This is a genomic window from Thalassospira sp. ABD4_177, assembly GCF_056160125.1.
Genome location: NZ_JBSWWO010000001.1, coordinates 2,337,656 through 2,355,768, shown reverse-complemented (window position 1 = coordinate 2,355,768; position 18,113 = coordinate 2,337,656). Strand labels below are relative to the sequence as shown.

16 protein-coding genes are annotated in these 18,113 nt (G+C 54.6%); all 16 read right to left on the bottom strand.

The genetic code is table 11. The features are described 5' to 3' along the window. Nucleotides 1-12: 12 nt before the first annotated feature. Nucleotides 13-1,116, bottom strand: a complete 1,104-nt coding sequence (gene rseP, locus ACXAF0_RS10755) for an RIP metalloprotease RseP (RefSeq protein WP_475345850.1) — start codon at nt 1,114-1,116, stop codon at nt 13-15. Between the two features lie 44 nt (nt 1,117-1,160). Then, nucleotides 1,161-2,315, bottom strand: a complete 1,155-nt coding sequence (locus ACXAF0_RS10750) for a 1-deoxy-D-xylulose-5-phosphate reductoisomerase (RefSeq protein ID WP_475345849.1) — start codon at nt 2,313-2,315, stop codon at nt 1,161-1,163. A gap of 39 nt (nt 2,316-2,354) precedes the next feature. Then, complete coding sequence (locus ACXAF0_RS10745) at nt 2,355-3,176, bottom strand: phosphatidate cytidylyltransferase (RefSeq protein ID WP_475345848.1); 822 nt, start codon at nt 3,174-3,176, stop codon at nt 2,355-2,357. Further along, nucleotides 3,160-3,900, bottom strand: a complete 741-nt coding sequence (locus tag ACXAF0_RS10740) for an isoprenyl transferase (RefSeq protein WP_475345847.1) — start codon at nt 3,898-3,900, stop codon at nt 3,160-3,162. Before ACXAF0_RS10740 ends, ACXAF0_RS10745 begins: the two co-directional genes overlap by 17 nt. Before the next feature lie 2 nt (nt 3,901-3,902). After that, nucleotides 3,903-4,424, bottom strand: coding sequence for a ribosome recycling factor (frr, locus tag ACXAF0_RS10735; RefSeq protein WP_475346238.1), 522 nt, complete (start codon nt 4,422-4,424; stop codon nt 3,903-3,905). A 44-nt stretch (nt 4,425-4,468) separates the two neighbouring features. Next, entirely contained in the window at nt 4,469-5,200 is a 732-nt protein-coding gene (pyrH, locus tag ACXAF0_RS10730; RefSeq protein ID WP_475345846.1) for a UMP kinase, read from the bottom strand. Between the two features lie 165 nt (nt 5,201-5,365). Next, a complete protein-coding gene (gene tsf / locus ACXAF0_RS10725; protein ID WP_475345845.1) occupies nt 5,366-6,289 on the bottom strand; it encodes a translation elongation factor Ts in 924 nt (307 codons plus the stop codon). A gap of 87 nt (nt 6,290-6,376) precedes the next feature. Next, nucleotides 6,377-7,156 carry a 30S ribosomal protein S2 gene (rpsB, locus tag ACXAF0_RS10720; protein ID WP_475345844.1) on the bottom strand — a complete coding sequence of 260 codons (780 nt, stop codon included), beginning with the start codon at nt 7,154-7,156 and terminating at the stop codon, nt 6,377-6,379. Nucleotides 7,157-7,387: 231 nt separating this feature from the next. After that, on the bottom strand, nt 7,388-10,873 hold the full coding sequence (gene dnaE, locus ACXAF0_RS10715) for a DNA polymerase III subunit alpha (RefSeq protein ID WP_475345843.1): 3,486 nt from the start codon (nt 10,871-10,873) through the stop codon (nt 7,388-7,390). 89 nt (nt 10,874-10,962) lie between these two features. Beyond that, nucleotides 10,963-11,697 (bottom strand): ABC transporter ATP-binding protein, encoded by a 735-nt coding sequence (locus ACXAF0_RS10710; protein WP_475345842.1) that lies wholly within the window; start codon nt 11,695-11,697, stop codon nt 10,963-10,965. Beyond that, on the bottom strand, nt 11,690-12,940 hold the full coding sequence (locus tag ACXAF0_RS10705) for a lipoprotein-releasing ABC transporter permease subunit (protein WP_475345841.1): 1,251 nt from the start codon (nt 12,938-12,940) through the stop codon (nt 11,690-11,692). The genes ACXAF0_RS10710 and ACXAF0_RS10705 overlap by 8 nt, the downstream gene beginning before the upstream one ends. Before the next feature lie 123 nt (nt 12,941-13,063). Then, nucleotides 13,064-14,389 (bottom strand): proline--tRNA ligase, encoded by a 1,326-nt coding sequence (gene proS / locus ACXAF0_RS10700; RefSeq protein WP_475345840.1) that lies wholly within the window; start codon nt 14,387-14,389, stop codon nt 13,064-13,066. A gap of 160 nt (nt 14,390-14,549) precedes the next feature. After that, nucleotides 14,550-15,017 carry a hypothetical protein gene (locus tag ACXAF0_RS10695; protein WP_475345839.1) on the bottom strand — a complete coding sequence of 156 codons (468 nt, stop codon included), beginning with the start codon at nt 15,015-15,017 and terminating at the stop codon, nt 14,550-14,552. Nucleotides 15,018-15,546: 529 nt separating this feature from the next. Continuing rightward, nucleotides 15,547-15,786, bottom strand: a complete 240-nt coding sequence (locus tag ACXAF0_RS10690) for a DUF1467 family protein (RefSeq protein ID WP_475345838.1) — start codon at nt 15,784-15,786, stop codon at nt 15,547-15,549. A gap of 126 nt (nt 15,787-15,912) precedes the next feature. Further along, complete coding sequence (gene mce / locus ACXAF0_RS10685; RefSeq protein WP_475345837.1) at nt 15,913-16,317, bottom strand: methylmalonyl-CoA epimerase; 405 nt, start codon at nt 16,315-16,317, stop codon at nt 15,913-15,915. Nucleotides 16,318-16,421: 104 nt separating this feature from the next. Then, nucleotides 16,422-18,098: a ribonuclease J gene (locus tag ACXAF0_RS10680; protein ID WP_475345836.1), complete on the bottom strand. Its 1,677-nt coding sequence runs from the start codon at nt 18,096-18,098 to the stop codon at nt 16,422-16,424. Nucleotides 18,099-18,113: the final 15 nt, after the last annotated feature.

Here is an 18,113-nt window from a genome sequence, read left to right as displayed (position 1 = left end):
TGCTGTCATTCATCAGCCAGCAAGTCCTTTGAGGAAACTAAAGACACCCAATTGCGTCAAATCGTTCCACGTTGCAAAAATTATTAAGCTGAATACCAAACCCGCGCCAATACGGAAACCATATTCTTGTGCTTTTGCCCCCAATGGCTTACCGCGAATTGCCTCAATCGCATAGAAGACAAGATGGCCACCATCCAGAACCGGAACAGGCATCAGGTTGATCAACCCAAGGCTGATGGAAAGATAGCCCATAAAGAACAGAAGCGGCGCAATCCCACCTTCGGCCACCTGCCCTGACATTTGCGCAATCCGGATCGGACCGCCAAGCTCGGAGCTATCGCGATCCCCACTGATCATTTCACCGAGTGCGGAGAAGGTTTGCGTGGTCAAGGAATAGGTCGTCTCAAACGCGCGCCCGACCGATTCAACAACGCCCGTCCGACTCATTTCAAATTCACCGGCGGTAATTCCAAGGCGCCCGACCGTTGCGGTCATACCGCCTTCGTCAACTTCGACTGCCTCGGGCGTCACCGCCAGGTCCAGCGTTTCACTGTCACGTTGCACAGTGACCGAAAGCGGCTGACCGGGATTTGCCCGAACGATCTCGGACAGGTCAGAGAACCACTCAACTGATTGCCCGTTGATGGCAGCGATGCGGTCATCAGCGACGAAACCGGCACTTGCTGCAGGGCTGTCATCAAGAACTTCGCCAACAACCGGCAGGGCCCGCTGCTGCCCGACAACGGCAAACAGGAACGTAAAGACGATGATGGCAAAGATGAAGTTCGCCAGTGGTCCGGCAAAGACAATTGCCGCGCGTGCAGCAACCCCTTTGTGATGGAAGGCATGTTTCGCTTCTTCTTCATCAAGATCATCACGACCGCCCGCACTGGCCGGGTTCATATCGCCAAACATTTTGACGTAGCCGCCCAGCGGGATGATGCTGACCTTCCAGCGCGTGCCCTTCTTGTCCTGCCAGCCGAAAAGCTCCGGCCCGAAGCCGATTGAAAAGGCTTCGACCTTCACGCCGTTTTTGATTGCCACCCAGTAATGGCCATACTCGTGAACGAATACGAGCACCGAGAGCACAAAAAGAAAAGCAAGCAAGGTTTCCATCAAGAATTCCCTAAGCCGGTCACACCAGCAATTTCAATCCAATTCTATGCAAGGCATGCCGCAGTTTCCCGGCGGACCATTGCATCTGTTTCAAATACCTGATCAAGACTGGTCAGCGCGTCGCTTCCAAGCCTTGTCATGACCTTTTCGACGGTCCCGGCGATATCCAAAAAGCCGATTCTGTCTTTCAGAAACGCCTCAACCGCCACTTCGTTGGCAGCGTTCAGAACAGTAGGCAGCGTCCCGCCTTCCTGCAAGGCCTGACGTGCCAGACGAAGTGCCGGGAAACGTTCCGTATCCGGCGTCTCGAAGTTCAAGCTTCCGATCGTGGCAAAATCAAGACGCGGTGTATCCACCTTGATCCGATCCGGCCATGAAAGTGCATAGGCGATCGGGGTGCGCATATCCGGCGTTCCAAGTTGTGCCAGCACCGAGCCGTCGGAATATTCCACCATACTGTGAACAACTGATTGAGGATGCACAACAATTTCAATCTGTTTTTCATCGACCGGGAACAAGTGCCAAGCTTCGATCAGCTCCAACCCCTTGTTCATCATGGTCGCAGAATCAATCGAGATCTTTGCACCCATTTCCCAGTTCGGATGTGCCAGAGCCTGCGCCCGCGTCACCGATTGCATATCCTTTAACGACCGTTCGCGGAAAGGCCCGCCAGAGGCCGTCAGAAGAATGCGATCAATGCGGTTTTCAGTAGTGTCTTCAAGTACCTGGAAGATCGCGCTGTGCTCGGAATCGACCGGGATTAGCGTTGCACCATGTTTGGCAATTTCGGCTGTCATCAGCGACCCGGCGCAAACAAGTGTTTCCTTGTTGGCAAGCCCGATGCGTGCGCCGCGCCGAATTGCAGCAAGGGTCGGTTTGAGACCCGCAGCCCCAACGATGGCGGCGATGACAATGTCAGAAGGACGTTCTGCGGCCTCGATCAGCGCCTCTTCGCCAGCAGCACTATCAATGCCCTTCCCGGCCAATGCATCCTTGAGATCGCCGTAATGTGTCGGGTCACCAATGACAGCGCATTTGGCCCCAAGATCAATGGCAACTTTCGCGAGTGCGTCGACATTGCGATGCGCGGTCACAGCTTCGACAACATATTTGTCAGTGTGGGATTTGAGAACATCAACGGTGCTGGCCCCGATGGAACCGGTAACACCAAAGACACTGACGGATTTCTTCAAAGTCATCAAACACCTGTAAGGACAGCGACCAAAGGATTGATCGCCTTAACGCAGAGAGAGCCCTGCGAAACAGATAATAGCAAAGGCAACAGGAAATACCGACAACATCCCGTCCGCACGATCAAGCAAACCACCATGCCCCGGGATCAGGTGGCTGCTGTCCTTGACGTTGAAACGGCGCTTGAGGGCAGATTCACCAAGGTCACCGATCTGCGCGACAATTGCCAGAACCATACTGATGCCGACAATCACCCAATTGATTGCCCCGGCACTGAAATAAGTTACCAGCCCACCAATAACGCCTGCGCAGACCATGCCACCGATCAATCCGGCCCAGGTTTTCTTGGGGCTGAAGCGCGGGGCCAGTTTCGGTCCGCCAATGGTCTTGCCAAATGCGTAACCCCCTGTATCTGTCGCCCAGACAAGGAAAAACAGCCACATAATAATCAGCAGACCATCCCCATCGTGGGACCGAAGCCAAAGTGCTGCCAACGCTGCCAGAGAGACATACAACACACCAAATCCGGCAAGAAGCCAGTTCGCACCAGAGCGTGCTGCGGCGATGATCACACCGATCGCAATTGGCATGACAATGTATTCTTCCTGCCCCGTGACATACATCATCATCGCAACCGCAAGGGCAACACCGGTTACAACCGAGATGCCATTATAATGTGCTGGCGCGCACATGCGCGACCATTCCCACATCATCCCGGCGGAGAAGACAAACAGCAATATGTCGAAATAGGGAGAGCCGAACCAGACAGCTGCGACAGCCACTGGTGCCATGACCAACGCGGAAAGAACGCGTGGAAGAAGGCCGGAATTGGTATCTTTTTGATCTTTGGTCTCAGATGACGGCACCAAAACGCCGCTCCCGCCCGGCAAAGTTATCGATAGCTTTTTCAAGATGGCTGCGATCAAAGTCCGGCCACAGAACATCCTCGAAAACAAATTCCGTATAGGCCGACTGCCAAAGCAGGAAGTTACTGATCCGCTGTTCACCACTGGTGCGGATCAAAAGATCCGGGTCCGGAATACCCGCTGTGAACAGGTTTTCTTCGATCAGCTCTTCGGTGATCGCATCAGCAGGAAGCTCACCCTTCGCGACCTTGGTCACGATATCACGCACGGCCTGGGTGATCTCGGCACGCGCACCGTAGCTCAGCGCAATGGTCAGGTTCAGACGCGTATTGTCGCACGTCTGATCTTCGGCCTTGGCAAGAAGGTCGCGAATGTCGTCAGCAAAGCGCGAGCGATCACCGATGATGCGTATTTTCACACCATTCTTGTGCAAGGTGGACAATTCACGCTTCAAAAACAGACGCAGAAGCCCCATCAGGTCGCTGACTTCGCTTTCCGGGCGCTTCCAGTTCTCAGTCGAGAAACCATAAAGCGTCAGATACTCGATACCGAGTTCACCAGCTGCTTCGATGGTGCGACGCACGGCATCAACACCGGCGCGATGGCCCATGGTACGTGGACGCCCACGCCCACGGGCCCAGCGCCCGTTGCCATCCATAATGATGGCAACATGACGCGGCACACAGGGCGTTTCTGAAGGTTGGGTTTGCGAAGAAAGCACAGCCATAATCAGACTTGCATGATTTCCTGTTCTTTATGGGCGAGCGCTTCGTCGATCTCGCCGATGACCTTGTCGGTCAGCTTCTGAACTTCTTTTTCCTGGTCGTGCATCTCATCCTTGGAGATTTCACTGTCCTTTTCCCATTTTTTCAGCTGATCCATGCCGTCACGACGGACGTTACGGACCGAGACCTTGGCCTGCTCGGCATATTTGCCGGCAACTTTGGACAGTTCAGCACGGCGCTCTTCATTGAGCGCGGGAATCGGAACACGGACCAGCGTGCCATCAGCCGCCGGGTTCAGACCGAGACCGGACTCTCGGATGGCCTTTTCAACGGCCTTGACCATCGACTTGTCCCAAACCTGGACCGAAAGCATACGCGATTCCGGAACGCTGACAGAAGCCACCTGGTTAAGCGGGGTCGGAACGCCGTAAGCTTCAACCATGACCGGCTCAAGAAGGCTGACACTCGCACGCCCGGTGCGCAGACCGGTGAATTCCTTGTGCAGTACTTCCACAGCCCCTTCCATACGGCGGGACAGGTCCTTTTTTAGGCCAGCAACGTCAGACACGTTCAGTCTCCATTCGAAATAATCGTAAACGTCCCCTTTGCAGTAACAACGTCTGCAAAGGCACCCGGATTATGCAAAGAAAATACGATAACCGGAATATCATTTTCGCGTGCCAAAGAAATAGCCGATGCGTCCATAACACGCAAATCTTTGGACAGAACTTCCATATAGGTCAGTTCGTCATAACGCTCTGCCGTCGGGTCGGTTTTGGGATCGGCCGTATAGACGCCATCAACCTGGGTCCCCTTGAGCAAGGCGTCACACCCCATTTCAACCGCGCGCAAGGCAGCAGCAGTATCAGTCGTGAAGAACGGGTTTCCTGTACCAGCAGCAAAGATCACAACGCGCCCTTTTTCCATATGGCGCACGGCACGACGACGAATATACGGCTCACACACAGAAGACATCGGGATGGCCGACTGAACGCGCGTATGGATGCCGTGACGTTCAAGCGCATTCTGAACTGCAAGCGCATTCATGATGGTGGCCAGCATGCCCATATAGTCTGCGGTTGCGCGTTCCATGCCCTGGGAAGCGCCTTTGACGCCGCGGAAGATGTTCCCGCCGCCAATTACCATGCAGACCTCGGCACCCATGTCATGAACGGCTTTGATTTCGCTGGCAATTCGGTCAACCGTTTCAGGATCGATACCGTATTGCTGATTGCCCAAGAGCCCCTCACCCGAGAGCTTCAAAAGGACGCGACGAAACTTCAGTTGGCCGTTTTCTGCCATGTCGGATTGCCTCTTAATGCCGATGTAACGCATTGCCCAAACGCGGGAAATGCAAAATTCAGATATAAAAAGACCGGCGAGTAACAGGGCGGATATGCGCTGCCGACCTCGCCGGTCTGGATCATACACGAAATGATGACGAACGCACCATTTCGATCAGATGTTTTATTTGTTCAGCTGCTCAGCAACTTCGGCAGCAAAGTCTTTTTCTTCTTTCTCGATGCCTTCACCGAGTTCAAAGCGAACAAAGCCCTTGAGCGTGATCGGCTTGCCAGCTTCTTTGGCAGCGTTTTCGATTACGGTTTTGACTTTATTTTCACCGTCAATCACGAAGGTCTGCTCAACCAGAACGACCTGCTCGTAATATTTACGGATACGACCTTCGATCATCTTCTCGATGATCTCTGCCGGGCGGCCCGATTCTTTGGCCTGGTCGGTCAGAACGGCTTTTTCACGCTCTACCAGTTCCGGATCGAGATCTTCGACGGTTGCCGATGCCGGGTTGGTTGCTGCGATGTGCATTGCGATCTGCTTGCCGAGGCCTTCGAGAACGCCGGCATCTACTTCGGATTCGAGTGCAACCAGAACACCGATTTTACCGAGATCCGGGGCAACAGCAGAGTGAATGTAGGAAGCAACAACACCGTTTTCGACCGACAGACCAGCCGAACGACGCAGGGACATGTTTTCGCCGATGGTGGCGATCATGTGGGTGACCTGCTCTTCGACGTTACGCGACGTACCCGGGAAAGCAGCTGCTTTGAGGGTATCGATGTCGCCGTCTGCAGCGACAGCAAGCTTTGCGATTTCGCCAACGAACTTCTGGAAGTCTTCGTTACGCGAAACGAAGTCGGTTTCAGCGTTCAGCTCGACAACTGCACCTTTGGTGCCGTCAACAGAAACAGAAACCAGGCCTTCGGCAGCAACGCGGCCAGCTTTCTTGGCAGCAGCAGCAAGACCTTTAGTGCGAAGCCAGTCAACAGCTGCCTCCAGATCACCATCAGTTTCAGACAGCGCCTTTTTGCAATCCATCATGCCAGCGCCGGTGGTTTCGCGAAGCTCTTTAACGAGAGCAGCGGTAATAGCCATTTTTAAAGCCCCTAATTACGCGATCAGGTTAACACCTAACAAAACGGCGGCATGCTAGCCGCCGTTTCATCAGGTACAAAATGAAACTTATGCGGAAGCTTCTTCTGCAGCTTCGGAAGCAGCAGCTGCCTCGGCCGGAACTTCTTCCGCTTCGCCGAGATCTGCGCCAGAAGCAGTCATTTCTTCCTGGATGCCGTCCAGAACGGAACCAACGAACAGATCGCAATACAGCTGGATTGCGCGGATCGCATCGTCGTTGCCCGGAACCGGGAACTGAATGTTTGCCGGATCAGAGTTGGAGTCGAGGATCGCAACAACCGGGATGTTCAGGTTTTTGGCATCCTGAATAGCAAGCGATTCTTTGTTGGTGTCGACCACGACGATGATGTCGGGAAGACCACCCATGTCCTTAATACCGCCAAGCGCGCGCTCAAGCTTGTCGCGCGAACGGGTCAGGTTCAGGATTTCTTTTTTGGTCAGACCTTCTGCACCGGAACTCAGGATCTCGTCCTGTTCTTTGAGGCGCTTGATCGAGTTGGAAACGGTGTTCCAGTTGGTCAGCATGCCGCCGAGCCAGCGATGGTTGACATAGTACTGGCCGCAACGCTTTGCAGCGTCTGCGATGATCGGGGAAGCCTGACGCTTGGTACCGACGAAGAGAACACGACCACCCGAAGCGGTTACGTCACGAACGGCCTGCATCGCACGATGCAGCATCGGGACGGTTTCCTGCAGGTTCAGGATGTGGATGTCGTTACGTGCACCAAAGATGAACGGCTTCATCTTCGGGTTCCAACGGCGGGTGTGGTGACCAAAGTGGACACCAGCTTCCATGAGCTGGCGCATGGTAAAGGTTGGCAGAGCCATGATAATTCCTACCTTTTTCCGGTTAATACCTCCGCGGAAGGGAATTCCATACACCATGTATGAAACACCGGATGGACGAGTTGCCATATGACGGCAGTCGCCGCTCTTCCGCGTGCGATGTTCGGGGCGGGTTTTAATCCCCTCAGCGAGAGATTGCAACCCCTAAAATGCGCACAAATGTGCGGTTCTCGACACTTCTGACTGACAAAGCCCGCCAACCGGATGAAATCATCAGATTTCCTCGGCGAACTCCACACCGGGAATTGCGCCAATGGCGCCAATCAGGGATGGGCCGACTTTGTAGTTCTCTTCAAGCTCAATCTCAGCCATGCGGCCGTCATCACAGACCGATGACAACGTGACCAGGCCACGCCCCTTCCCTGCCTGCTCAAGCAGTTCACGTATTTCAGTGACGGGGTCCGGGCGGTTCAGGCGAATGCGAATGCCCTCAGCAGCACCGGCAACAGCCTTTTCAAGGTCTTCGACGCGCTGCCCCTGAATACGCAATTGTCCTTCGCGCATTTCGGCAGAGACATTGAGTAATACCGGACGTCCGGCGGTGATGATTTCCTTATAGGCTGCCCATGCTTCGGCCCAGAAGGCGACCTCGAAACTGCCGGTCGGATCGGAGAACATGACAAAGGCGAATTTCGAGCCGTTCTTTTTGGAAATCATCTCACGCGCGTTGATCAGAGTGCCGGCCAGACGAATGGTCCCCTTGTTCGAGGCACGCATACGTGCGGGCAGTTCCTTGATCGGGGCGATGCCGATGCGCTGGATGCTTTTGCCAAATGTATCTAGCGGATGGGCCGACAGATAGAAACCGATGGCCGAGAATTCCTCGGTCAGTTTTTCCATCGGCACCCAGTCACGATCATCGGGCAAGCGGATCTGATCCTTGCCAAAGCCGCTGCTGTCCCCAAACATCGAAATCTGGTCATCGTTGCGCGCCTGCATTTCACGCTGGGCCACTGCAATGACCTTATCGACATTTTCAAACATCACCTTGCGGTTCGATGCCAGGCAATCCAACGCCCCTGCCCGCACAAGGTTTTCAAGCAAACGTTTATTGACCGCACGACTGTCGATGCGTGACGCAAAATCGGTGATATCCTTGAACGGACCGTTGGCTTCGCGTTCGGCAACCAAGCTTTCCATTGCGGCATCGCCAACGTTACGCACAGCGGCCAGTGCGTAACGGATCTTGCGCACACGATCATGGTTCTCGACCGAGAACGCGACCTGTGAATTGTTGACGCAAGGTGGGAGAATTTCGATTTCAAGCCGCTCGACCTCCTGCTTGAACACCGCGAGCTTTTCGGTGTTGTGCATATCAAGCGTCATGAGAGCCGCCATGAACTCGACCGGGTAATTCGCCTTGAGATATGCCGTCTGATAGGCCACCAGCGCATAGGCGGCCGCGTGCGACTTGTTAAAGCCGTAGGATGCGAATTTTGCGACCTGGTCAAAGATATCGGATGCTTGCGCGCGGTCGACACCGTTCTTTTCGGACCCGTCGACAAACAGGCCACGCTGCTTTTCCATTTCCTCGGCGATTTTCTTACCCATCGCACGACGCAACAGGTCAGCACCGCCAAGCGAATAACCCGCCATGATCTGGGCAAGCTGCATGACTTGCTCCTGATAGATCATGATGCCGTAGGTTTCTTCAAGGATCGGCTGCAACATCGGGTGCATGTAATCAGGCTCTTCCTGACCATGCTTACGCGCGATGTAATGCGGGATGTTATCCATCGGACCCGGCCGATACAGCGCCACGACAGCGATAATATCTTCGAGTGTATCGGGCTTCAGGCCGCGCAGAACATCCTGCATGCCCTGCGATTCAAGCTGAAACACACCAACGGTTTCAGCGGCAGACAGCAGTTTAAAGGCCGGGCGATCATCAAGTGGAATTGCCCCGATATCAAAGTCTTGCGGAACATCTTTACGAAGACGCATCAAATTGACGGCCTCGATAATCACCGTCAGCGTCTTAAGACCGAGGAAGTCAAATTTCACCAGACCGGCATTTTCAACGAACTTCATGTTGAACTGCGTAACCGGCATGTCCGAACGCGGATCACGATAGAGCGGCACCAGTTCATCAAGGTCGCGGTCACCGATCACCACCCCGGCCGCGTGGGTCGAGGAGTTACGATAAAGGCCTTCGATCTGCATGGCGATGGACAGCAAGCGATCAATATCCGGGTCCTCGCGCGCGATGCGGCGCAGGTCCGGTTCCATATCAATCGCTTCCTTGAGCGGGATCGGCTTGGCGGGATCGCCCGGGATCATTTTACAAATCTTGTCGACATAGCCATACGGGATCGACAGAACACGCCCGACGTCACGCACGGCCGCCTTTGCCTGCAACTTACCGAAAGTAATGATCTGCGCGACACGGTCATGACCATATTTTTTCTGCACATATTCGATGACTTCGCCGCGCCGATCCTGACAGAAATCGACGTCAAAGTCAGGCATCGACACACGTTCCGGGTTAAGGAAACGTTCGAACAGAAGCGAGAAGCGCAGCGGATCAAGGTCAGTGATCAACAATGCGTAAGCCACAAGCGAGCCCGCACCCGACCCACGACCCGGTCCCACCGGAATTTCATGATCCTTCGCCCACTGGATGAAGTCCGCAACGATCAGGAAGTAGCCGGGGAAACCCATCTGATTGATGATACCAAGTTCATAATCCAGGCGTTCCCAATAGGGTTTGGCGATTTCTTCCTTTTCCGCGTCCGACATTTCTTCGGTGAAGACATGCTTTTCGAGACGACCTTTCAGGCCTTCCTCGGACATGTGGCGGAGTTCATCGACCTCGGTACGGCCTTCGCCGCAATCAAAGGGCGGCAGGATCGGATCGATTTTCTCAACGTGCCAGGAGCAACGCTTGGCAATCAAAAGCGTATTATCACAGGCCTCGGGAATATCGGCGAACAACTCTCGCATTTCAGCAGCCGATTTGAAGCGATGATCCGGGGTGAGTTTCCAACGATCTTCCTGACCGACAACCGCCCCCTGCCCGACGCAGATAAATACGTCATGGGCTTCGTACATGTCGATTTTCGGGAAATAGCAGTTATTGGTCGCAACCAGCGGTACGTCATGGTCATAGGCAAGCTTGACGAGGCCCGGTTCAACCTGTTCTTCAAGCGGCTCACCGTGGCGCTGCAGTTCGATGTAAAGGCGATTGCCGAAGATTTCCTTGAGCTCAGCAAGGCAGTTTTCTGCCTTTTCGACCTGTTCTTCGCCCAGCAAACGTGCCAGAGGCCCAGTCGGGCCACCTGTCAGGCAGATGATATGTTCGCCATGTTCGCGGATATGCTGGTAAAGCGCCTTGGGTTCGCTGCCGGCTTCGGACGTCATGTGGGCGCGCGAAACGATTTTCAGCAGGTTGAAATAGCCTTCCTTGTTCTGGGCAATTAGAACAAGGCGATCGGGCATCGGTTCACGGGCGATTTTGCCAACCGCGGGTTTGTCACCATAACGCTCGACGCCCATCTGCACGCCCAGAATCGGCTGAATGCCCGAACCGCTGAGCGCACCGGCAAAATCAAGCGCGCCGAACATGTTGTCGGTATCGGTCATTGCGACGGCGGGTTGTCCGTCAGCTGCACAGAGTTTGGCAAGCTCCTTGGTCGTGATTGCACCTTCGGCGAGCGAATAGTTGGTGTGTACACGAAGATGGACGAAACCATTTTCCATCGGAGCCAGACCTTTGAAATATAAGAAAAATGCAGGGTTCGCGTGCCCATCAAGGACGCGCTGAATCCAGCTTAAAGAATTTTGATCGCTTAGGAAAGCTCGGCCGGGTCGAGTTCGATCAAATGACCATCGCGCAGGGTGACCACGCGATCCATCTGACGGGCGAGTTCCGGGTTATGGGTCGCAATCAGCGATGCCAGTCCGGTTTCACGCACCAGTGTCATCAACATGCCAAACACGGTATCGGCCGTCTGCGGGTCAAGGTTGCCGGTCGGCTCATCGGCAAACAGAACGTCGGGCACATTGGCCAGCGCACGGGCAATCGCCACACGCTGCTGCTCCCCGCCCGACAGGCGCGCCGGACGATGATCGGCACGGTTTTCAAGACCAAGGCAGCGCAGCAATTCAAGACCACGTTCTTCGGCCTCAGGCCGCTTCAGACCATTGATCATTTGCGGCATGACGACGTTTTCAAGCGCTGAAAATTCCGGCAGCAAGTGATGGTACTGATAAACAAATCCGATATGGCTGCGGCGCATTTCCGTGCGCGCCAGATCGGACAAGTCCGTGCTGCGCTTGCCCCCAATGGACACCAAGCCACCATCAGGCTTTTCCAGAAGACCGGCAATCTGAAGCAGGGTTGATTTACCAGCACCTGACGGCCCGACAAGGGCGACGATTTCGCCCTGATGGATTTCGAGATCAACCGATTTCAAAATCTCGAGCTGATCAGGACCCTGATTAAAGATGCGGTCAATCTTTTCAAGGCGCAGCACAACGTTGCGTGCGCGTTCTTCGGCGGTCTTTTTCATCAGATCACTCATAACGCAGGGCCTCCACCGGGTCGAGGCGCGATGCCCGCCATGCCGGATAAACCGTGGCAAGGAAGGACAGCGTCAGCGACATGATGCACACCATGACGACCTCGCCAACATCCATGTCGGCTGGCAGCTGCGAAAGGAAATAAATTTCGGCATTGAACAGGTCTGTGCCGGTCAGGCTTTGAATGAACTGACGGATATTTTCGATGTTCAGGCAGAACAGAACGCCAATGATCAAACCCGAAATCGTGCCCAATACCCCGATGGAGGCACCCGCAAGGAAGAACACCTTCATGATCGACTGGCGGGTTGCACCCATGGTGCGCAGGATCGCGATATCGCGCCCCTTGTCCTTTACGAGCATGACCATGCCCGAAATGATGTTGAACGCCGCGACCAGAATGATCAGCGTCAGGATCAGGAACATCACATTGCGTTCGACCTGAAGGGCGTTAAAGAACCCGGCATTGGATTGCTGCCAATTCACCAGACGCAGCGACTGCCCCGACAAGGTTGTGAGCAACTCATCCATCGTGTCGTCGAGTGAACCGATGTCATCCAGCATCACTTCGAAATGGGTAATTTGTTCCGGCAGTCGGAAATAGGTCTGGGCAGCGCCCAACGGCATGAAGATAAAGCCGCTGTCATATTCATACATGCCGATATCAAACAGGCCCGCCACGGTATATCCGCGCACACGCGGCACGGAACCAAACGCCGTCACATTGCCCTTGGGCGAAATCAGATTGACCGTATCACCAACGCCGACGCCAAGTTTCATGGCCAGACGTGCGCCCATGATCACGGTATCTTCGCCCTTGAAGTTTTCAAGCGATCCGAAAACGATATTGTCCGCGATGGTTGCGCGTTGTTTGACATCCTCGGGGCGCATGCCGCGCACGATGGCACCGGATGCCCGCCCGTTTTTCGAGGCCATCACCTGCCCTTCGACCACCGGCACGGTCAGGACCACATTGCCGTTTTGGGCAATTTCGTCTTCGATCTTGGCGTAATCACCAATGCCGCCATTGCCCTGTGCATAGACAGAGATATGGCCATTCAGCCCGAGAATTCGGCCAAGCAGTTCCGCACGGAAACCATTCATTACCGACATGACAATGATGAGTGTCGCAACACCCAGCATGATGCCAAGCAACGAAAAGATGGCGATGACGGAAACAAAGCCTTCCTGCCGACGTGGACGCAGGTAGCGAAAGGCCACCATACGCTCGAACGGACTGAACATGGGCAATCGATCCTTGTGGAAGCGGGTCAGGAAACCGGGTTGGTTGGACAATAAAGACTTAGCAGCCAAACCGGAAATGGCAACGGGGCAGCACACGCCGCCCCGTTTAAATGCGTTTTAAGATCAGCCGTTGATCTGGTTAAGAGCCGCCTCAAAGGTGACTTCGGTTTTTTCACCCGATTTACGGTTCTTGAGTTCGACGACACCGTTCTTGAGGCCCTTGGGACCAATAACGATCTGCCAGGGCAGACCGATCAGATCCATGTCGGCAAACTTGCCACCGGCACGGATATCACGGTCATCATAAAGGACCTCGATCCCGGCATTGGTCAGCTTGGCATAGGCATCTTCACAGGCCGCATCGCACGCATCATCACCGGTACGCAGGTTGATCAGACCAACCTTGTACGGTGCGACGGCTTCGGGCCAGATGATGCCGTTCTCGTCGTGGGATGCCTCGATCAAGGCACCAACAAGACGCGAAACACCGATACCATAAGAGCCCATCTGAACCGGAACTTCGGTGCCATCCGGGCCAAGCACGGTCGCGCCCATCGGTTCGGAATATTTCGCCCCGAAGTGGAAGATATGACCGACTTCAATGCCGCGCGTGGTGACAAGATCATCCCCGAGTGCGGTAACCGCATCGTCGCTGGCATCGTGCATTTCTTCGGTCGCGGCATAGTCCTTGAGCGTACCTTGCACCCAGTTTTCAAGGCCGGTACGATCATTAAGATCAACGCCCTTCCCGGTCAGGTCTTTTTCCAGCCACTTCTTGTCGCAGAAGACTTCACTTTCGCCGGTATCGGCCAGAATGATGAATTCGTGGCTAAGATCGCCGCCGATCGGGCCGGTATCGGCCACCATCGGGATCGCCTTGACACCCAGACGGGTGAAGGTCCGGCAATAGGCCAGGAAGATCTTGTTATAGGTGTGACGCGCGCTTTCGTAATCGATGTCGAACGAATACGCGTCTTTCATGTAGAATTCGCGACCACGCATCACGCCAAAGCGCGGGCGGATCTCGTCGCGGAATTTCCACTGGATATGATAGAGCAGCTGCGGCAGCTGCTTATAGGAACGCACATCCTTGCGGAAGATATCGGTGATCGCTTCTTCGTTGGTCGGACCAAACAGCATCTTGCGATCATGACGGTCGGTGATGCGCAGCATCTCAAGACCGTAATCATCATAACGACCACTTTCCTGCCACAGCTCAGCCGGCTGGATGGTCGGCATCAGCAGCTCGTTAAAGCCGATCTTGTCCTGTTCTTCGCGAACGATCTGTTCGATCTTTTTAAGAACACGGTGGCCGAGTGGCAGCCAGGAATAGATCCCTGCGGTGAGCTGACGCACCATACCGGCGCGGAGCATCAAACGGTGGGACGCAATCTGGGCTTCCGAAGGGGTTTCCTTCAGGGTCGGCAGAAAGAACTGGGAAAGACGCATCAATGCCTCGTGATGATCAAATCTGAATATTTTAACCTTGCCCGGAAAATGCGACAGAGCAGCCCGAAACGCAAGCCGGAACTTGCTTTATATCACGCCTACCCGGTTAGGGGGCAAAGATGGCGAAACTGCGATACCGATCCCGACGCGAAACGTCTGATCAGCGAAAGCCCGCCTTGCGGCACGCCTCAATCAATTCCGCGCTGTTGGCAGCATCCCCAAGTGGCTGATCATTGAAGTAAATCTGCCCATTGCGATAGGTAATTTTACCAATGCTTTGTTCGCCGCTAACGCCATTGGGCACTGCAATCCCGGCATATTCAAAGAAGTCGATCGAAACCGGGAATTCGATTTCCTTGGGCAGGGATTTCAAAATGTTGCTGCCGCCATTCAAATCGGCCGGTGCCACTTCATTGCCGCGCACATCCACACCCGGCTTATAGGCAACATCGTCATCGGGCACGTGGCTCAGCAATTCCTTGCATGCCGACCGAGATACTTTGATTGTCGGCGCCTTTGCCTCTGTCGATGCTGCAGCATCATCTGCAGCAAGGTCACCGGATGGTTCCGCTGCCGACGGGAACGGGGATTCGTCCTGTGCCTTTGCACCGGTGATTGGAAGCGCCATCAGCATCACGGCACCAACAGATGCCAATAGTCTGATTTTATGACCAAAACCGGGACGATAAATAGATTGGACCCATGAAAACTCGCGCATGTTTTAGCTTCGTCCTATCTGTGTGCGGTGCAGCAACGATTCATTTGTGAAGTTTGGTCAAAACATCTTGCATAAAAATGAAACATGTGGCTTCTTAGTCGTCCGCTAACGGCGTAAGATCGTTGCGGATGGCGTATCGCAGCCGCTCATAATATTGCGGGAGGCTTTGTTGCCAATAAGCATACAAGAAGCTGGCGCGACGTCGCAATAAAACCTGTGCTAGAAGCCCAGGTCTTGAGGAGGAAGTATAAAAAGATTACGGGAAAACAGCTATAAAAATAGCGTCTAAGCAAGATCCTTGTGATCTTGCTTTTTTTTTGGCCGTCTCCCTGTCCCGGTCCGGGAGCCATGATTTTTCTGCAGGGCTTGGCAGGCCGGAACGACAAAACCCCGCAACAATTTGTGCGGGGTTTTCTGTATCCGGGATTGTACAAAATGCTTATTCCGGCGGACGGACTTCGATCATACCACTGGTGATGACGAACCAGGCCACCACCCAAAGGATCGCCGAGATCAAGCTGGTGGCGAGGATCTTTTTCCACATATGCGGCTTTTCCGGCGCGCCACTGTCATGGCCGGGCTCGACATTTTCAACCCGCTTCACGCCAACCGGCAACACCATGAACAGAACCAGCCACCAGATAACGATGTAAACAAGTAGTCCGGAAAACCAGTTCATGGGTGTCTCTTCGGGTTGGTGGCGTGAATGATGCGGTCCGCAGACGATAGAAACACCCGCCCCGTTTGGCAAGGCCGGACGCTGTGAGATGGGTCTCGCTCAGATCAGTGTTTGAGCAGCATGTGATCAAACCTGTTCGAGTTCGACCAGCGTGCCGTTGAAATCCTTGGGATGCAGGAACAGGACCGGTTTTCCATGCGCCCCGATTTTTGGTTCGCCGTCGCCCAGAACGCGCGCACCGCTTTCCTGCAATTTGTCGCGGGCCGCCAAGATATCATCGACCTCGTAACAGACATGGTGAATGCCGCCAGACGCGTTCTTCTCCAGAAAGCTTTTGATCGGGGAGTTTTCACCCAGCGGATAGAGCAGTTCGATCTTGGTGTTGGGCAGTTCGACAAAAACAACCGTCACGCCGTGATCGGGTTCGTCTTGCGGCTCCGAGACTTTTGCACCCAGAACATCGCGATATTGCGCAATCCCGGCCTGAAGGTCCGGCACAGCAATCGCAACGTGGTTCAGCCGTCCAATCATGGTGTTTACTCCTAATGTCTTCAATCTGCCCGATTGACGTCAATCTAGGATAGCTGCGGGTACAGAGACAACTGCGCTTTTGGTCGAATGCGCGTGCTGGGTGATCAGCCGTTTTCCGTCACCCGGACCAGATGGACTTCGATCAGCGGACGTTTGCCCATGCGTTGACGCACCGGGCGACGCAGGGCCTGACGGACCGCAAGGATCACCGCCGCATCATCAAGGACTTCTTCGTCATTGAGCTGATCAATGCGGTTGCCGATTTCGGCGGCAAAGTGATCCAGACGGGTATCTTCTTCTGGTTCGTCAAACAGGCTGGGCGCCGTGATCATCGGATCATTGACCATTTCACCAAACTGATTGAGCACGACAGTCACGAAGATCACGCCGTTCCAAACGATGCGATTACGGTTACGGAAGGTATCGGAATCGCGTTTGAGCAACCTGCCCCCATCAAGGGCAAGAATACCGGCCTCCGCCAGCCCAATGACATGGGCATCGCCCGGTGACAGGCGAATGACCGTACCGTCATGCGGGATCACCTGTTCGGGGATCTGGCATTCTGCCCCAAGGGCGGCCTGTTCACAGAGATGGCGGGTTTCACCATGTACCGGAACAAGGATTTTCGGGCGGGTCAGCTGATACATGCGTGTGAGGTCTTCGCGCCCCGGATGGCCCGAAACGTGGATCGGTTCATCACGCGCGGTAATGACCTTAACACCACGGCGGATCAGCATGTTCTTGATATAGCCGATGGACTTTTCATTACCCGGAATTTCACGCGCCGAAAAGACAACCGTATCACCCGGATCAAGCTCCACATTCGGGTGATCGCCCTTGGCAATGCGCGAAAGGGCGGCACGCGGCTCGCCCTGGGACCCGGTACAGATCAAAAGCACCTGATCCTTGGGCACTTCCATTGCGTCTTCGTCGCTGAGCAGGTTCGGATAGCCCTTAAGATAGCCGACTTCACGGGCGGCTTCTGTTACGCGGTTCAGCGAACGACCGGCAAGGCCAACACAGCGTCCGTTTTCATGGGCGGCTTCGATCACCGACTGCACGCGCGCAACGTTGGTCGCAAAGCAAGCCACGGCAATGCGGCCTTGCGGATGTTCGGCAAACAGTTTGGACAGGTTTTGCGCGACTTCGCCCTCGGAGCCGGTTTTGCCTTCGGAAAACACATTGGTCGAATCACAGACCAGCGCCATCACGCCTTCATCGCCCAGTGCTTCGAGCTTTTTGACATCCGATGCTTCGCCAATCTGGGGATCGGGATCAAATTTCCAGTCACCGGTATGAACGATCAGCCCTTTTGGCGTGCGAATGGCCAGCGCGTTTGGCTCAAGGATCGAGTGCGTCATGGTGACGAATTCGATGTCAAAGCAGCCCAGCTCAAACCGGCCGCCCAGTTCGATCACATGGATCGGCACTTCATCGGCAAAATCGGTTTCCGAAAGCTTTGCCTTCAGGAACTCAGCCGCAAACGGGGTCGCATAGATCGGGCATTTCAAACGCGGCCACAGATAGGGCACCGCCCCCAGGTGATCTTCGTGCGCGTGAGTCAGGACCAGACCAAGCAGCTTGTCCTTGCGTTCCTCGATAAAGGATGGATTGGGCATGACCACATCCACGCCTGGCAGGCCTTCCTCACCAAAGGAGACGCCCATATCGACCATCAGCCATTGATCGTCGTAGCCATACAGGTTCAGGTTCATGCCGATTTCGCCGGAACCACCGAGCGGCACGAACAACACGTCATCTTTTGGCAAATACAAATCCACGAAGGGTATCCTTTG

What these genes read in the sequence shown, in the direction of transcription:
- rseP (WP_475345850.1), bottom strand. Translation starts at nt 1,116, where the DNA reads ATGGAAACCTTGCTTGCTTTTCTTTTTGTGCTCTCGGTGCTCGTATTC.
- ACXAF0_RS10750 (WP_475345849.1), bottom strand. Translation starts at nt 2,315, where the DNA reads ATGACTTTGAAGAAATCCGTCAGTGTCTTTGGTGTTACCGGTTCCATC.
- ACXAF0_RS10740 (WP_475345847.1), bottom strand. Translation starts at nt 3,900, where the DNA reads ATGGCTGTGCTTTCTTCGCAAACCCAACCTTCAGAAACGCCCTGTGTG.
- frr (WP_475346238.1), bottom strand. Translation starts at nt 4,424, where the DNA reads ATGGAAGGGGCTGTGGAAGTACTGCACAAGGAATTCACCGGTCTGCGC.
- pyrH (WP_475345846.1), bottom strand. Translation starts at nt 5,200, where the DNA reads ATGGCAGAAAACGGCCAACTGAAGTTTCGTCGCGTCCTTTTGAAGCTC.
- tsf (WP_475345845.1), bottom strand. Translation starts at nt 6,289, where the DNA reads ATGGCTATTACCGCTGCTCTCGTTAAAGAGCTTCGCGAAACCACCGGC.
- rpsB (WP_475345844.1), bottom strand. Translation starts at nt 7,156, where the DNA reads ATGGCTCTGCCAACCTTTACCATGCGCCAGCTCATGGAAGCTGGTGTC.
- dnaE (WP_475345843.1), bottom strand. Translation starts at nt 10,873, where the DNA reads ATGGAAAATGGTTTCGTCCATCTTCGTGTACACACCAACTATTCGCTC.
- ACXAF0_RS10710 (WP_475345842.1), bottom strand. Translation starts at nt 11,697, where the DNA reads ATGAGTGATCTGATGAAAAAGACCGCCGAAGAACGCGCACGCAACGTT.
- ACXAF0_RS10705 (WP_475345841.1), bottom strand. Translation starts at nt 12,940, where the DNA reads ATGTTCAGTCCGTTCGAGCGTATGGTGGCCTTTCGCTACCTGCGTCCA.
- proS (WP_475345840.1), bottom strand. Translation starts at nt 14,389, where the DNA reads ATGCGTCTTTCCCAGTTCTTTCTGCCGACCCTGAAGGAAACCCCTTCG.
- ACXAF0_RS10695 (WP_475345839.1), bottom strand. Translation starts at nt 15,017, where the DNA reads ATGGCGCTTCCAATCACCGGTGCAAAGGCACAGGACGAATCCCCGTTC.
- ACXAF0_RS10690 (WP_475345838.1), bottom strand. Translation starts at nt 15,786, where the DNA reads ATGAACTGGTTTTCCGGACTACTTGTTTACATCGTTATCTGGTGGCTG.
- mce (WP_475345837.1), bottom strand. Translation starts at nt 16,317, where the DNA reads ATGATTGGACGGCTGAACCACGTTGCGATTGCTGTGCCGGACCTTCAG.